At 47.7% G+C, this 16017-nt stretch carries 15 protein-coding genes; 12 read left to right on the top strand and 3 right to left on the bottom strand.

From position 1 onward, the window contains the following. The first annotated feature begins 68 nt into the window (after positions 1-68). From NQ502_RS02465 to NQ502_RS02455, 3 genes are all read left to right on the top strand, one after another. On the top strand, positions 69-2165 hold the full coding sequence (locus NQ502_RS02465; RefSeq protein WP_028529153.1) for a polyribonucleotide nucleotidyltransferase: 2097 nt from the start codon (positions 69-71) through the stop codon (positions 2163-2165). 155 nt (positions 2166-2320) lie between these two features. After that, entirely contained in the window at positions 2321-2815 is a 495-nt protein-coding gene (nrdG, locus tag NQ502_RS02460) for an anaerobic ribonucleoside-triphosphate reductase activating protein (protein ID WP_028529152.1), read from the top strand. Positions 2816-2831: 16 nt separating this feature from the next. Further along, positions 2832-3365 (top strand): dCTP deaminase/dUTPase family protein, encoded by a 534-nt coding sequence (locus tag NQ502_RS02455; protein WP_028529151.1) that lies wholly within the window; start codon positions 2832-2834, stop codon positions 3363-3365. A gap of 35 nt (positions 3366-3400) precedes the next feature. Here NQ502_RS02455 and NQ502_RS02450 read toward each other — a convergent pair whose 3' ends face one another. Next, complete coding sequence (locus NQ502_RS02450) at positions 3401-3769, bottom strand: DUF1292 domain-containing protein (RefSeq protein WP_028529150.1); 369 nt, start codon at positions 3767-3769, stop codon at positions 3401-3403. Between the two features lie 375 nt (positions 3770-4144). On the opposite strand from NQ502_RS02450, the gene NQ502_RS02445 reads away from it, so the two are divergent. The 8 genes from NQ502_RS02445 (at position 4145) to NQ502_RS02410 (ending at position 13153) form a co-directional block, all read left to right on the top strand. Further along, positions 4145-5209 (top strand): branched-chain amino acid aminotransferase, encoded by a 1065-nt coding sequence (locus NQ502_RS02445; RefSeq protein ID WP_028530266.1) that lies wholly within the window; start codon positions 4145-4147, stop codon positions 5207-5209. A 114-nt stretch (positions 5210-5323) separates the two neighbouring features. Next, positions 5324-6787 (top strand): aminotransferase class I/II-fold pyridoxal phosphate-dependent enzyme, encoded by a 1464-nt coding sequence (locus NQ502_RS02440; protein ID WP_028530265.1) that lies wholly within the window; start codon positions 5324-5326, stop codon positions 6785-6787. A gap of 101 nt (positions 6788-6888) precedes the next feature. Next, a complete protein-coding gene (locus NQ502_RS02435; RefSeq protein ID WP_028530264.1) occupies positions 6889-7644 on the top strand; it encodes an exodeoxyribonuclease III in 756 nt (251 codons plus the stop codon). 27 nt (positions 7645-7671) lie between these two features. After that, positions 7672-9546 carry a hypothetical protein gene (locus NQ502_RS02430; protein ID WP_083963532.1) on the top strand — a complete coding sequence of 625 codons (1875 nt, stop codon included), beginning with the start codon at positions 7672-7674 and terminating at the stop codon, positions 9544-9546. 18 nt (positions 9547-9564) lie between these two features. Continuing rightward, a complete protein-coding gene (locus NQ502_RS02425) occupies positions 9565-10104 on the top strand; it encodes a DUF5662 family protein (RefSeq protein WP_028530262.1) in 540 nt (179 codons plus the stop codon). Between the two features lie 2 nt (positions 10105-10106). Beyond that, entirely contained in the window at positions 10107-11273 is a 1167-nt protein-coding gene (locus NQ502_RS02420; protein WP_028530261.1) for an aminotransferase class I/II-fold pyridoxal phosphate-dependent enzyme, read from the top strand. Positions 11274-11475: 202 nt separating this feature from the next. Beyond that, positions 11476-12381 carry a 1-phosphofructokinase gene (gene pfkB, locus NQ502_RS02415; protein ID WP_028530260.1) on the top strand — a complete coding sequence of 302 codons (906 nt, stop codon included), beginning with the start codon at positions 11476-11478 and terminating at the stop codon, positions 12379-12381. A gap of 22 nt (positions 12382-12403) precedes the next feature. After that, positions 12404-13153 carry a DeoR/GlpR family DNA-binding transcription regulator gene (locus tag NQ502_RS02410; protein ID WP_028530259.1) on the top strand — a complete coding sequence of 250 codons (750 nt, stop codon included), beginning with the start codon at positions 12404-12406 and terminating at the stop codon, positions 13151-13153. Between the two features lie 5 nt (positions 13154-13158). Here the strand turns inward: NQ502_RS02410 and NQ502_RS02405 are convergent, their stop codons facing one another. Further along, on the bottom strand, positions 13159-13914 hold the full coding sequence (locus NQ502_RS02405) for a TIGR03915 family putative DNA repair protein (RefSeq protein ID WP_028530258.1): 756 nt from the start codon (positions 13912-13914) through the stop codon (positions 13159-13161). Then, positions 13911-15365 (bottom strand): putative DNA modification/repair radical SAM protein, encoded by a 1455-nt coding sequence (locus NQ502_RS02400; RefSeq protein WP_028530257.1) that lies wholly within the window; start codon positions 15363-15365, stop codon positions 13911-13913. The genes NQ502_RS02405 and NQ502_RS02400 overlap by 4 nt, the downstream gene beginning before the upstream one ends. Before the next feature lie 208 nt (positions 15366-15573). Between NQ502_RS02400 and NQ502_RS02395 the strand changes: the two genes are divergently transcribed. Next, positions 15574-16005, top strand: coding sequence for a molybdenum cofactor biosynthesis protein MoaE (locus NQ502_RS02395; RefSeq protein ID WP_044983638.1), 432 nt, complete (start codon positions 15574-15576; stop codon positions 16003-16005). Positions 16006-16017: the final 12 nt, after the last annotated feature.

Below are 16017 nucleotides of genomic sequence, written 5' to 3'. Positions count from 1 at the left end.
TCGGCCGAATGTTCTTTTCAGTTGTTTCGGGAGAAGTTTTGTCAATAAGTTTATAAGGAGAAGAAAACATGTACAAAAGTTTTTCAATGGAACTGGCTGGCAGAACTCTGACCGTAGATATCGACAGAGTTGCAAAACAGGCAAACGGCGCGGCATTTATGCATTACGGGGATACGACGGTTCTCTCAACGGCTACTGCATCGGATAAGCCGAGAGAAGGAATCGATTTCTTTCCGCTCAGTGTGGAGTATGAAGAGAAACAGTATGCCGTAGGTAAGATTCCAGGCGGATTCAACAAGAGAGAGGGAAAAGCGAGCGAGCATGCGACATTGACGTCACGTGTGATTGACCGTCCGATGCGCCCGCTGTTTCCGAAGGACTACAGAAATGATGTGACGCTCAGCAATCTTGTAATGTCTGTTGATCCGGAATGTAATCCGGAGATTCCGGCGATGCTGGGTTCGGCGATCGCAACCTGTATTTCAGATATTCCGTTTGACGGACCGTGTGCGGCGACACAGATCGGTATGCTCGACGGAGAGTTCATTATCAATCCGACACTTGGGCAAAAGGACATTTCAGATTTACAGCTGACAGTTGCCTCCACAAGGGACAAAGTCATCATGATCGAGGCAGGAGCGAATGAGATTCCGGAAGCAGTGATGATCGACGCGATCTTTAAAGCACATGAGGTCAATCAGGAGATCATCAAATTTATCGATCAGATCGTAGCTGAATGCGGTAAAGAAAAACACACATATGAAAGCTGTGCAGTTCCGGAGGAACTGTTTGCAGCAATTAAGGAAATCGTTCCTCCGGCTGCCATGGAGGAAGCTGTATTTACAGATGAGAAGCAGGTGAGAGAAGAAAATATCCGTCAGATCAAGGATAAACTTACGGAGGCGTTTGCCGAGAATGAAGAATGGCTCGCGGTTCTGGATGAAGCTGTATATCAGTATCAGAAAAAGACAGTCCGCAAAATGATCTTAAAAGATCATAAACGTCCGGACGGAAGAGCGATCACAGAAATTCGTAAACTGTCTGCCGAGACTGACCTGATTCCGAGGGTTCACGGTTCCGCAATGTTTACGCGCGGACAGACTCAGATCTGTACCGTCACGACACTTGCGCCGATGTCAGAAGCACAGCGCATCGATGGCCTTGATGAGTTTGAAACTTCAAAGAGATATATGCATCACTACAATTTCCCGTCCTATTCTGTCGGTGAGACAAAACCGTCCAGGGGCCCGGGACGCCGTGAGATTGGTCATGGAGCACTTGCCGAGAGGGCGCTGATTCCGGTACTGCCGACGGTAGAAGAGTTCCCGTATGCAATCCGTACCGTGTCTGAGACGTTTGAATCGAACGGATCCACATCACAGGCAAGTATCTGTGCATCCTCCATGTCTTTGATGGCTGCCGGTGTTCCGATCAAAAAACCGGTTGCCGGGATATCTACCGGACTGGTGACGGGAGATACAGATGAAGATTATCTGGTGTTGACAGATATTCAGGGTCTGGAAGACTTCTTTGGCGATATGGACTTCAAGGTTGCCGGTACACATGATGGTATTACGGCTATTCAGATGGATATTAAAATCCATGGCCTGACACGCCCGATCATCGAAGAGGCGATCGCAAAGACAAAAGAGGCAAGAGAGTATATCCTGACAGAGGTTATGGAGCCGTGCATCGCAAAGCCCAGGGAGAGCGTAGGTCCTTATGCACCGAAGATTATTCAGATTCAGATCGATCCCGCAAAAATCGGTGATGTGGTAGGACAGCGCGGAAAGACTATCAATGCGATTATCGAAGAAACCGGTGTTAAAATCGATATTTCAGATGACGGTGCGGTTTCTATCTGCGGCGTTGAGCAGGATGCGATGAATAAAGCGCTCGAGTATATCAAAATCATTACCACTGATTTTGAAGCCGGACAGATTTTCGTTGGAAAAGTTGTCAGCATTAAAGAATTCGGAGCGTTCCTTGAGTTTGCTCCTGGAAAAGAAGGCATGGTGCATATTTCCAAAATCGCAAAAGAACGGATCAACCGTGTGGAGGATGTTCTGACACTTGGAGATATTGTGAAAGTAGTCTGCCTTGGAAAAGACAAAATGGGCAGAATCAGCTTCAGCATCAAAGACGTTCCGGAAGAAGCAAAATAAACAATCAGGAATAGATACAGGGGGGATCGCACAGCTGCGGTTTCCCCTGTTTACTGTGAAAGTAAGCCAACTAGCCAGGGCTGCGTCGTGCTTGCACGTAAGCAGGCATGGATATTTGGCGCACCCGAAGTTAGGTTGAAAAAAGAGGGAGATACATGCGTTATCATAATATTACTAAAGATGATATGCTAAACGGTGACGGACTGCGTGTTGTCCTGTGGGTGTCGGGCTGTTCACACTGCTGCAGAGACTGTCAGAATCCGCAGACCTGGGATCCGAACGGCGGGATACCGTTTGATGAGGCAGCAAAACAGGAATTGTTTTTGCAGCTGGAAAAACCGTACGTGTCGGGGATCACATTCAGCGGGGGTGATCCGCTGCATGTCAATAATATCACAGAAGTGACAGAGCTGGCGAAAGAAATCCGCAGTAAATTTCCGGACAAGACGATCTGGTTGTATACCGGAGGGCTGTGGGAATTTGTAAAGCTCGAGGAGATTATAAATTATCTGGATGTACTGGTGGATGGGGAATTTGAAACTGACAGGAAAGATACGTCTCTGAAATGGAAGGGCAGTTCCAACCAGAGAGTGATCGATGTGAAAAGATCACTGGAAACAGGGAAGATTGTACTGCATACGGCAGATTAAACGGAGGATGACTTGAATGAAACGAGTTGCAAGATTCGGCAGGGTTAGTTTGAAACAGTTTACAGAAGGGTGGCTCGATGCGTTTCCGGGATCCGGTCCTAAAGAGGCGGAATCCGTGTATGAGAATATCAGGCTTCCGCGAAGGGCGACTGCGGGCAGCGCCGGTTATGATTTTTTCAGTCCGCTGTCTTTTGTGCTGAAGCCGGGGGAGACCATCCGAATTCCCACAGGAATTCACGCTGAGATGGAAAACGGTTGGGTGCTGAAACTCTACCCGAGAAGCGGGCAGGGTTTCAAGTACCGTCTGCAGCTGAATAATACGGTAGGCATTATTGACAGTGACTATTTTTATTCTGATAACGAGGGTCATATCTTTGCCAAGATTACGAATGATTCCAACGAGGAGAAGACCATAGAGATAAAGGCGGGAGACGGTTTTATGCAGGGGATTTTCGTGGAATACGGAATCACCTGGGATGATGAGGCGGCTGAGGTCCGAAACGGCGGATTTGGAAGCACATCGGGAAATGAAACGGACCGCATGCCGTAATTTACGGGCATGCGGTCCGTTGTGTTACATTCGGATTATAATTCCTCGCCGTCTACGATCTCATCGTATTCCGCCTTGTCAAGCAGTTCGTCGAATGCATCGGCGGCAGCCTCGTATTCATCATCATCCAGGATGTTGTCGAGCATCGGCTGACCGTTTTCATCCTCTGTGAAACGGTAAAGAAAAACTTCTCCGTCGGTGTTCTGACCATTCTCATCAAGCGGAAGCAGGGCAATATACTCCTTGTCCTCAACTTTATATGTGGTCAGGACAGCGCACTCAATCGTGCTGTCATCATCCAGTGTCAGAGTGACGGTTGTGTCGCCCGGCTGGAGTGAAGAATCACAATCAGAACCGCAGCAGTCACAATTTCCGCTGCAGATATCATCGTTTTGATTTCCCATGGATTATACCTCTTTCTGTATATTTTTTATAAGACTACTTTACCAGATAGCCGCCATAAAAGCAAATAATATTTCAGTAATAGATATTGACGGATGGGAAACACAGTTTTATACTATATGAAGTAAATGATGTTGGGGTCAAAAGGTCTTTTGCCCCCAATTGATGCCTACGGCTTGCTCCGCACTTCGTGCTCCCGCAATCCTGTAAACATTTGGAATCCGCTGATTTACCGCGTAAATCGCTTCTTCCTCATGTTTGGCGGGTCCCAAGATCAAATGCCTTATCATGCAAGCATGAACGGTATTTGACCTTTTGACCCTGGCATCAGTAAATAAATGGGATAAAGGATTTACCATCCCGGGGAGGACAGTACAATGGATATCAAATTTGAGAAACGTGAACAGTTAAAGGAGAAACCGGACCAGACGAAACTTGGTTTCGGAAAATATATGACAGATTATATGTTTGTCATGGACTGGGACAGAGAAAATGGGTGGCATGACGCCAGAATCGTGCCGCACGAACCAATGCTTATGGACCCGGCATGTGTGACACTGCACTATGCACAGGAGACCTTTGAGGGAATGAAAGCATACCGCACAAAGAACGGAAAGATTCAGCTGTTTCGCCCGGAGATGAATGCGAGACGTATGATCAATTCTAATGCGAGACTGTGCATGCCGGAGTTTCCGGAGGATATGTTTGTGGAAGCAGTGGAGGAACTGGTGCGTGTGGAGCGCGACTGGGTTCCGTCAGAGCCGGAGACGTCACTGTATATTCGTCCGTTTATGTTTGCCACGGAGTCTTCTCTCGGAGTTCACATGGCAAATTCCTATAAATTCGTAGTTATCTGCACTCCGGTGGGTGCATATTATGCGGAGGGGGTAAATCCGGTGCGCATTCTGGTGGAAGATGAGCTTGTGCGTGCTGTAAAAGGAGGAACCGGCTTCACGAAATGCGGCGGGAATTATGCGGCATCTATTCTCGGACAGGTGAAAGCTGAAGAACAGGGATGTACGCAGGTACTGTGGCTTGACGGTGTGGAAAGAAAGTACGTAGAAGAAGTCGGAACGATGAATATCATGTTCAAGATTAACGGAGAGATCTATACAGCGCCGATCGAGGGGACCGTTCTTCCCGGCGTTACGAGAGATTCGATTATTCATATCCTGAAAGACTGGGGATATAAAGTAAATGAAACAAAACTCTCTGTTGACGACCTGATGAAAGCAGGACATGACGGCACTCTGGAAGAAGCGTTCGGAACAGGGACAGCAGCAGTCATATCACCGGTTGGAGAGTTCGTTTATAAAGATGACAAAATAACGGTCAATGATTTTAAGACGGGCGATCTGACACAGAAGCTGTATGATTATCTGACAGGAATTCAGTGGGGCGACGAGGAAGACAAATATAACTGGACAGTGGAAGTCTGCTGATCACGTCCGAAGTTAAAATAATAAATGATTAGACTCAGGAGACACATGGAACGTGCGGTGTCTCCTTTTCTTATGATATTTATCCGGTGACGCCGTGCCAGAAAGGAACAGGTTATGAACAAAGAATACAACAGAAAACAGGACAGAACACCGCTTGTGGATGCGCTGAAGCAGTATCAGAAGGACAGGCCCGCGTATTTTTGCATCCCGGGTCACCGTTTCGAACGGGGGGTGAGCAGACGGTGGCTGTCTGAAGATGAATGTGGTTTCCTGCGGTATGATCTGACAGAGGCAACCGGACTTGACGACCTGCATCAGCCGTCAGGCGTGATCCTGGAATCACAGGAGCTCATGGCAGAACTCTATGGCGCAAAGAAAAGTTTTTTTCTGGTAAACGGGTCAACCTGCGGAAATGAGGCCATGATTCTCTCTGCGGTCAGGGAAGGAGAAAAAATTCTGGTTCCCCGGAATGTTCATAAATCTGTGCTGGAGGGCATCATTTTAACCGGGGCAAAGCCTGTGTATATGATGCCGGAATGGATCGAGGAGGAAGGCATCTGCGGAGGAGTTTTGCAGCAGACCGTAAAGGAAAAATTAAGGGAACATCCTGACTGCAAAGCGGTATTTTTGGTAAGCCCCAATTATTATGGCATCACAAGTGATTTAAAACAAATCTCGGATATATGCCATGAAAACGGGGTCCTTCTCCTGGTTGATGAGGCGCATGGCGGGCATCTGTATTTTTCTGATAAACTGCCGGACGGAGCGCTTGCCCAGGGGGCAGATATGTGTGTGCAGAGCTTCCATAAAGTGACAGGAGCACTGACACAGAGTTCTGTACTGCATATTGGCACGGGGAGAGTGGACAAACGGCGTGTGGAACGTGCGTTGAAACTGGTGCAGAGCACAAGCCCCTCTTATCTGCTGATGGCTTCGCTTGATGCGGCGCGTTATGAGCTGGCAGTACGAGGGGAGGATATGATGGAAAGATCCCTGTCACTGAGTGATGAGTTAAGGAAAGGAATCAGGCAGATCCCCGGTATGTCCTGCATGAACTCAGGATTAGCCGGAAAATACGGGGTACATGGAATAGACGGTACCCGCGTCGTGATACGCTGCCAGAACAGCAGTGGGTATGAACTGAAGCGCAGGCTTATGCAGGAGCACAGAATAGAACTGGAACTGGCCGATGAAAAAAATGTTTTGGCTATTCTCACCCATGCAAATACGGAAGAAGACATTCAGCGTTTTCTGGCGGCACTTACGGATATTGCAGAAAAAACGCGGGGATGTACCTGTCGGGAAACTCCTATGCCGGGTTTGCCTGAACCGGAGATGGTTCTGACGCCAAGAGAAGCATATTTTTCGGCTGTGACGGAGGTGCCATGGGAAATGGCAAGAGGAAAGATCGCGGGGGAATTGATTGCACCGTATCCGCCGGGCATCCCACTGGTATATCCGGGTGAGCGCCTGAGCCAGGAAATATGGAACGCGGTGGAGAAGTATCGGATATGGGGATGCCATTTTCATGGACCGTCAGATGATTCGCTTTCAATGTTTGAAATAATTGAAAAATAGTTCTGGGTGATGCGGTTTTTGTGGTATACTATACCTGATTATATATGAGGCCAGGGTCAAATGGTTATATTATATATACAACATAGTAAACGGAGGTCATCATGAAACTGATTTCTTGGAATGTAAACGGGCTCAGAGCATGTGTCAATAAAGGTTTTCTCGATATTTTCACACAGCTTGACGGCGATATCTTCTGTATACAGGAAAGCAAGCTGCAGGAAGGCCAGATTGAACTGGAGCTTCCGGGATATTATCAATATTGGAATTATGCAAAGAAAAAAGGTTACTCCGGCACGGCGGTGTTTACGAGAGAGGAACCTCTGGCGGTTTCTTATGGAATCGGGCTGGAGGAGCATGATCAGGAAGGGCGTGTCATTACGCTGGAATATGAAAAATACTACCTGGTCACGGTCTATACACCAAATTCTCAGAGCGAACTGGCACGGCTTAACTATCGAATGGAGTGGGAGGATGCCTTTTTGAATTATCTCTCAGCTCTCAAAGAGAATAAACCGGTCATCTTCTGCGGCGATTTAAATGTGGCACATCAGGAGATTGATCTCAAGAATCCGAAGACAAACAGAAAGAACGCCGGATTCACGGATGAGGAGAGAGGAAAATTCTCGAAACTGCTGGAACATGGATTTATCGATACGTTTCGCTATTTTTATCCTGAGAAGGAACAGGTCTATTCCTGGTGGTCCTACCGATTTAAGGCCAGAGAGAAGAATGCGGGATGGCGGATTGATTACTTCTGCGTATCCGAGGATCTGAAACAGAACCTGATAGATGCAAAGATTCACACGGATATTATGGGATCCGACCATTGTCCGGTAGAACTTGATATTGAGATGTAAAGAACGTACAGAAAGGCGGAGAATGAATTGACAAAAGCAGCAGAGGTAAAGAGGTTTGAGATACAAAAGGGATTGCCGCAGTTAATGGGTGCACAGCAGCACAATGGCGGATATAATTTCACAATTGCCGTGGATGACTGTGAAGAGGCCAGTCTCGTGCTGTATCCCAAAGGAAGCGGGGAAGTCTGGAAAGAAATACCTCTGACTGAGGAATTTCGTACAGGAGGTATAGCTGCTGTCTGGATAGAGCATTTAGATGCGGATGATATAGAATATAATTACAGGATAGACGGGAAGATCATAACGGATCCCTGTGCTAAGGCGGTAACCGGGCGGCACGTGTTTGGAAAAAAATTGCCGGATGGACAGCGGCACAGTGTCAGGGGAATTTTATCAGATAAAAGTCCCTCTGAAACGCCGGGTATCTTTATACCGTATCCGGATATGATTCTTTATAAGCTGCACGTACGCGGGTTCACCGCGCACCGCAGCTCCCGCTCTGCCAGCAAGGGAACTTTTCGGGGACTTGCAGAGAAAATACCGTATCTGAAAGAATTAGGCGTGACCTCGGTAGAGCTGATGCCTGCGTATGATTTCCTGGAAAACAGGGAGACCAGGGAACGCATTGCTTCTGAACACGGCGTCTCTGTTCAGACGCCAACGCCGGACATCAATTACTGGGGATATACGGAGGGATATTATTTTACACCGAAGGCTGCATTTTGTGAGGACAGAGACTGTATCCGGGAATTCCAGCATTGTGTCGATTCATTTCACAGGGCCGGTATGGAGTGTCTGATGGAATTCTATTTTTCACGTAAGACGAATCCCCTGATGATCGTGGAAATTCTCCGCTACTGGAAGCTTTTTTATCATATCGATGGATTTCATCTGGTCGGTGATCATATTCCGATTGAGATCATTGCGCAGGATGCTCTGCTTAAACATACGAAGATTTTATATCAGGGATTTGCAGCTGACGGTATTTATCCCGGAAAGCTGCCCAAATACCGGAATCTGGCTGAATACAATTCTGAATTTATGATCAGTGCACGCTGTTTTCTGAAAGGCGACGAGAACCAGGTTGCACGTTACATCTGCAACAACAGGCGAAATCCTGCAGCATGCGGCATCATCAATTATATGGCATACCAGGATGGATTTACGCTTGCGGATATGGTTACCTATAATGAAAAACATAATGAAGCGAACGGTGAGGAAAACCGGGACGGCAGCACATACAATTTCAGCTGGAACTGCGGTGCGGAAGGACCCACGCGCAAACTGAACGTGGTTGAATTAAGAAGAAGGCAGATGAAAAATGCTGTACTTCTTCTGCTGATGAGCCAGGGAACACCGATGATCTATGCCGGCGATGAGCGATGTAACTCACAGGAAGGAAACAACAATGCCTATTGTCAGGACAATCCGGTTGGATGGGTGGACTGGGGAAGAAGCAAACGCTGTGAGGAGATGTGGGGCTTTGTAAAAGAGGCCATCGCATTCCGAAAAAGCCATCCGATTCTGCATATGGAACGGGAGCCGCGCGATACGGATTACCTGTCTCTCGGATTTCCGGAAATCTCTTATCACAGCCGCAGAGCCTGGTTTTCGGAGATGGAACCTCAGAGCAGGAGCATAGGAATCCTGTACTGCGGGGAATACGCCAGGGACAGCGAGGGAAAACCGGACAGCTTTATTTACATTGCATGTAATATGCACTGGAATCCGTATACCTTTGCGCTGCCGCAACTGCCGGAGAATAAAAAATGGTACCTGGCAGTCGATACGGCTGACAGGGTGAGAGAGGGCTTCTGTCATGATCAGGTGGAGGTAGAACCGGACGAAGAAAAGGGATTTGTTGTGTCACCTCGGACAATTGTTATATTATTGGGAAAATAGAATAAGGATGTCATAGTTATGTATATCTGGAAGCATTTTAAAACAATCACAAAACATAAGCTGCTGGTCATGAGATACTGTTTCCGAATCGGCCTTTATAAGCAGGGGCTTCTTCATGACCTGTCGAAGTATTCCTGGCCGGAATTCAGGGTGGGATGCCGATATTACCAGGGAAACAGAAGTCCAAATAATGCCGAGAGGGAGGCACTTGGGGTGTCAACCTCCTGGATGCATCACAAAGGCCGCAATAAACATCACTATGAATATTGGGTGGACTACGGAGTGGACTGTGATACTGTGATCACAGGTATGCAGATGCCGCGCAAATATGTAGCGGAAATGATCATGGACCGTATCAGCGCGTGCAGGACGTATGCCGGTGAGTCATATTCGGATAAGGCTCCGTTGAATTACTATCTCAGGAGCAAAAAGCGGCTATGGTTTGTGCACAGTGAGACAAAAAAACAGATGGAATTTCTGCTGAGGATGCTGGCGGAAAAGGGGGAGAGAAAAACTCTCCACTATATAAAATACAGATTTTTGAAAGAGGAGAGATGAACATGCAGTTCTCAGAGCGAATGGAGTTATTTGGGGAGAGCATCTTTACCACACTGGCGAAAATGAAAGAGGAAAAAGAAGGCAGAGGAGAAACCGTTATTGATCTCAGCATTGGTACGCCGAATATACCCCCTGCACCCCATATCATAGATGCGCTGGTGGAAGCAGCGAAGGATAAGAGAAATTATGTATATGCGATCAAAGACCTTTCCGAGCTGCACAGGGCGGTTGCACAGTGGTATCAGAGAAGATATCAGGTGACACTGGATCCAGAGACAGAGATCGTTTCCCTTCTGGGATCCCAGGAAGGGCTGGCACATATCAGCCTTTCTGTCGCTGATCCGGGTGATACCGTGCTCGTTCAGGACCCCTGTTATCCTATTTTCGGGGATGGCCCCAGGATCGCGGGAGCCAGACTTGCATACATGCCGCTGAGAAGAGAACGTGATTATCTGATCGATTTTGAAAGTATAGAGGAGGAGACGGCGCGGGCGGCAAAGCTGATGGTTGTATCCTATCCGAATAATCCGACTGCTGCTGTGGCAACAGATTCTTTTTATGAAACACTGATTGCATTTGCAGCAAAATATGACATCATGGTTCTGCATGACAACGCATACAGTGAGCTGATCTTCGATGAAAACGTGCAGGGAAAAAGCTTTCTGTCTTATCCGGGAGCAAAGCAGGTGGGAGTGGAGTTCAATTCACTCTCCAAAACATATGGACTGGCAGGAGCGCGTATTGGTTTCTGCGTTGGAAACGAACAGATGGTAAGCCAGCTGACCAGATTAAAATCCAATATGGACTATGGGATGTTTTTGCCGGTGCAAAAAGCTGCAATAGCAGCGATACTGGGTGATCAGCAGTGTGTTGCGGCTACGAGAGAAGCTTATAAAAGGCGTCGGGATCTCCTGTGTGACGGATTCTCATCGATCGGATGGAAGATGGAAAGAAGTCCGGCAACTATGTTTGTCTGGGCACCGATACCCGGAAATTTCACATCTTCTCTGGTGTTTGTCGAGACCCTGCTGAATGAGGCGGGCGTTATGGTTACTCCGGGAAGCGCTTTTGGCCCGTCAGGGGAAGGATTTGTAAGGATTGCCCTTGTTCAGGAGGAGAAGATGATAGAGCAGGCTGTTCAAAGGGTCAAAGAGAGCAAAATCCTGTGATATGAATGTACTGCCGGTGAAATCAGGTATCATATATCCAGAATATGAGCGGTCTGCGGGAGAGAATCCTGTAGGCTGCTTTGTTGTTGGCTGAACCGGCTGTGTTATCCGGCAGAATGAAAGTGACTGATTCTGATTGACAGTGACTGAAAAAGAAATTATGATAAGATAAGAAGAAGTTTTGCTGAAAGGGGGGAAAGGAATGATTTATACGTTAACATGCAATCCATCGCTGGACTATATCGTTACAGTAAAAAACTTTACGATCGGTGGTATGAACCGGACAGAAAATGAACGTATCCTCCCCGGAGGAAAGGGAATCAATGTGTCAATCGTGTTAAAAAATCTGGGTGTTTCGAGCACGATACTCGGATTTATTGCAGGATTTACAGGGGAAGAGATTCGAAAGAAAATCAGGGAGGCCGGGTGTACGGAAGAATTAATATCGGTCGGCCAGGGATGGTCCCGCATTAACATGAAACTTCGTTCCTGCAGTGAGAGTGAAATCAACGGACAGGGCCCTCCGATCGGAAGTGATGCGGTTGCAGAACTTTTGAACAGACTTGAGACGCTGGAAAAGGGGGATGTGCTGGTTTTGGCAGGGAGTATTCCGAATTCAATGCCGGACACGATCTATCGCGATATAACCAGAAGGATGTCTGAAAAGAAGGTCATGGTTATCGTAGACGCAGCGAAAGATCTGCTTGTCAGTGTACTGGATTATCATCCCTTTTTAATTAAACCAAATCATCATGAGCTTTCAGAGATTTTCCGAAAAGATTTGCAGGGTCCGGACGATATCGTGCGGTGCGCCAGAAAGCTTCAAAACCGCGGGGCGAGGAATGTGCTGGTTTCAATGGCCGAAGCCGGAGCAATTCTCGTTTCAGAGACGGGGAAAGTATTCATAAGTGCGGCACCCAAGGGGAGTGTGGTGAATTCTGTGGGAGCGGGTGATTCGATGGTTGCGGGATTTATGGCGGGTTATTTTTCAGAGGGCGATTATCAAAAATCGCTGCACATGGGGATTGCTGCGGGAAGTGCCAGCGCATTTTCAGAAGAACTGGCATCCAGGGAAGAAATAGAAGCACTGCTTTCCGGGATGAAATGATCATGAAACGAGGAGAAAAGATATGCTGATTGAAGACAGAATGGAAGAGATCGTACGTGTGGTCGAAGAGCGCGGGAGTATTCAGGTCCAGGAACTGATCGAACTGCTCAATACATCAGAATCTACGATACGTCGTGATCTGACCGTACTGGATAAAAGAGGGCTGCTGACAAAAGTACACGGAGGTGCAATCGCCATTCGTAACAGTGGGATTCATACAGACTCCTTTGTAGAAATCCGTGAAGACATCAATCGGGATGAGAAAGGACTGATCGCCAGATATGCCGCGGCCCTGGTAAAACCAAACGATCTGGTCTATCTGGATTCCGGAACGACGACGGGACAGATCATCGATTATCTGGTACCCAATAATGCGGTGTTTGTCACAAATGCAGTGATGCATGCAAGAAAACTTGCAGCTAAAGGGTTTCATGTACATCTTCCGGGAGGGGAATTCAAGTCCGTTACGGAAGCAATCGTGGGTGAAGAGGCTCTGGAAAGTCTTCAGAAGTATAATTTCACCATAGGTTTCTTTGGAACAAACGGTGTCGATATCGAGGCGGGATATACGACACCGGGACTCAGGGAGGCGAAGGTCAAAGAATATGCCATGAAACGGTGCAGAGAGTGTTACGTACTGTGCGACAGCTCCAAGATTTCGAAAATATCTCCGATAAGATTTGCGGCATTTGAGGATGCGAAGATCATTACGACGATGGTGAAAGAAGAACCGTATCTGTCGTGTAAAAATATCATTCAGGTATCATCCTGACAGCTTTAAGTCATGAATTCCGTCATATGTTTCCGGTACCAGAGAGGCATCATATTACGCTGACAGCGGCGGTTCTCTCTGGGGGCAATGGAGACTGCCCGGAAAAAAGAAGTCCAGAGTGCGCTGTATTCATCACGGATCTCCGTACGGCGCAAAGTCAAAAACTCTTCCGGGGTAAGAAGCGTCATATAGTATGAACTGTCGGCGGGATGGATCACGGCGCTCTTTCTTGTGTCATCGATGATCATCCAGTTTTCTGAAGGCATGCGGTCGGAAAAGTTCTCTGCCAGAAGGGGGAGGACGTTGCATTTCGGTTCGATATGACTGACCAGAGTGCCGTTTTGGACGCTGGAAAAGCGGATAAATTCACGGAACAAATGTGCTTCATTTAAAACTTTACGCTCAATCTCGAACAGGCCGGCGACGGCAGGTTCCTGCAGACGCCCTGTAACAGAAGGACCATGGTGAAACGCAAGCAGCAAAAAACGGTAGATGCAGTCCAGTTTGTCTTCCTTAAATGACAGGCTGGCACGGAAGACCATTTTGAAAACTTCATACGATATTTTACACTGAATGGACCGGATCACTTTACCGGTCTTTTCTTCATCTGCTTCAACATGGCGGTAACTGCAGAAAAGTTCGGTCTCATAGAGGGGTTCTGTCATCAGACGGATATTCCGGTGGCCGAGACCACTTCCCCAGGCGTCGTAAATACAGGTCATCATGGAGCTGAAATCGTCAGCACATGTAAAAACAGTCATCGTATACCCTCCACAGTCTGCGGATATGACAGATTCATATCATCGAACAGTGACATTTGCCGGTAAACGGGCGGATGTGCCAGTTCCCAGTTCGCTTTCTGTTCTATACCGGTCAGCTGGCGTGTGATAAACTTTTCTTCCATCGGTATCCGGTACATCATTCTGCCGCCGCAGGTAATGAAATACTGGGCACGCTTCAGCACCACTCCGATCTTTTTCAGATGCGGAAAATCCAGGCTCCCGTACCTGCGCGCATTGACAATGCGCATGGCGGACTTGTTGCCGATGCCCGGGATTCGGAGCAGGGTTTCAAACGAAGCAGTGTTGATCTCTGCCGGAAAGTGTTCCAGATGCCGAAGCGCCCATTCACATTTTGGATCCAGCTGGGGATTGAAATTGGGACGTTCCGGACTCAAAAGTTCTTCCGCGTGAAAGCCATAAAAGCGAAGCAGCCAGTCAGCCTGATAAAGGCGGTGTTCCCGAAGAAGGGGAACGGCTGTGTCAGGAGGAGGGAGAAGGCTGTCCTCATTGACCGGGATATAGGCAGAGTAAAAGACACGTTTCAGGTCAAATCGCTGGTAAAGGTTCTGTGAAGTCAGCAAAAGCTGGTAATCATTCTCCGGACTGGCCCCGATGATCATCTGGGTACTCTGACCGGCAGGGATAAATGCGGAATTTTCTTCTTCGCCCTTTTTCATGAAAACTGCCGGGGCATTGTCGGGATCAAACTCCCGCCTGGTCTCCAGCTGCTTTTGACCGAAGATGCTTCCGGTTAGATACCGGTTGGCACGGTGCCGCTCCAGGGATGACGATTTGCCGATGGCAAGCCGTGATGCGGCGATTCCCTGCGCCATCTCTTTCATGGGATCAAAGATACTCTGGAATGTCTTATGAGGGGCGAGCATGTGCAGGCTTTCCTCGGTAGGAAGTTCCATATTGATGCTCATGCGGTCAGCCAGAAACCCTACCTGTGTCAAAAGCTGCGTCGGGGCAGAGGGAATGGCTTTGACATGGATATATCCATTGAAGCGGTAAGTTTCACGGAGCAGAAGCAGGGTTTCATAGATTCGTTCCATGGTATACTCAGGACTTTTGCAGACTCCGGAACTCAGAAACAGGCCTTCGATATAATTGCGGCGGTAAAACTCCATGGTAAGCCTGCAGACTTCTTCCGGGGTAAAAGTAGCCCTCGGGCGGTCATTGGAACGGCGGTTGACGCAGTATTTGCAGTCGTAGACGCATTCATTGCTGTACAAAATCTTCAAAAGAGAGATACAGCGTCCGTCTCCGGCAAAACTGTGACAGATTCCGGCAGCAAAAGAATTGCCGAGATATCCTGTTTTTCCCCGCCGGTCCGAACCGCTGGATGTGCATGCAACGTCATATTTTGCAGCGTCGGCCAGAATATTCAGTTTTTCCTGTAAAGAAAATGAATGAGTAACGGTAAGCATATAACCTCCATAAGAATCAGAACGTATGTTTGTTTTTGTTTATTGTAACACAGAAGAAACTAAAAAGCAAGAACAAATGTTCTTACTTTGTTTTTATTGCAAAAATTATCAGAAAAATATATACTGGATACAGCAATACCATGATACGAGAGTCAAAAGCAATGCGTTTTATGTCCCGTGAAAGAGCATGTGACAAGGAGGACTTATTATGACAAAGAACATCAGTAGATTTGCGGTAGAGGGCGGTAACGGCGGCGTGGCACCTTCTGTGGATATATGGCTGAGAGAGGCTAAGACGGACAGCAGTGCATCCGGCTGCGGCATGTATCTGATTCACAACGGTGTTGTGCGCCAGACAGCCAGGGCGAAAGTCCGTCTGGGAGAGAAAACGGCAAAACCCGTGACCGGTCTGCTGTTTTCCTATGACGAGGAGAAAGTGTCTGCTGCGGCAGAGAAAACGTATCAAATGCCGGGGATCTGTTATATACGGGTGTGGCTTAACAGTGGGAAACTGTCTGTGGGAGATGATATCATGCAGGTACTCATCGGAGGCGATATCCGTCCTCACGTTGTGGATGCACTGCAGGCGCTGGTAGAACAGATTAAATCAACGTGTGTCACCGAGACGGAGCTGTTTTAGTCACCTGCATTA

This window comes from Ruminococcus gauvreauii (assembly GCF_025151995.1).
Classification (GTDB): domain Bacteria; phylum Bacillota; class Clostridia; order Lachnospirales; family Lachnospiraceae; genus Ruminococcus_G; species Ruminococcus_G gauvreauii.
The sequence above is the reverse complement of the archived record's forward strand: the minus strand, read 5'-3'. Positions and strand labels throughout refer to the sequence as shown.